General features: G+C 42.9%; 1 protein-coding gene. It reads right to left on the bottom strand.

The features are described from left to right. Positions 1–527 (bottom strand): AMP-binding enzyme (locus ACFS3A_RS26750; RefSeq protein WP_449267449.1); only part of this gene is annotated, 527 nt, incomplete at both ends.

The raw sequence follows: 527 nt of genomic DNA, 5'->3' as shown, positions 1-527 counted from the left end.
CCTACTTTTTCAACTCCCAGCAAATCCTGCCAGATAGCGGCCAATCGCATTTCAACATCATTTCGGGGTTCCACGTATTGCTTTGTCGATAATACAGAACTATCCGGTTCAGGCAGGGATTTCTTGTCCAGTTTACCGTTAGAGGTCAAAGGCATCGATTCCATAGCAACCCAAAGAGCAGGAACCATATAGTCGGGTAAAACCAACCTTAATTGTTCTTGGAGATATTCTTTCTCTAGAATATCCTCCAATACTACGTAGCCCACCAAACGCCTAGTACCTTGAACATCCTCTTTAGCCAATACACAACACTGCACAACTCCTGGCAGGGATGATAAAACAGTCTCTATCTCTCCCAGTTCGATTCTGTAGCCACGAATTTTAACCTGATCATCTAACCTGCCTATAAAATCAATACTGCCATCCTCAAGCCAGCGGACAAGATCTCCTGTCTTGTAGATGATGTCTCCTTCCACAAATGGATTGCATACAAACTTCTCTTTTGTCAGTTCATCTTGATTAAGATA

This window comes from Flavobacterium notoginsengisoli, from assembly GCF_042686225.1.
GTDB lineage: Bacteria > Bacteroidota > Bacteroidia > Flavobacteriales > Flavobacteriaceae > Flavobacterium > Flavobacterium notoginsengisoli.
The sequence above is the reverse complement of the archived record's forward strand: the minus strand, read 5'-3'. Positions and strand labels throughout refer to the sequence as shown.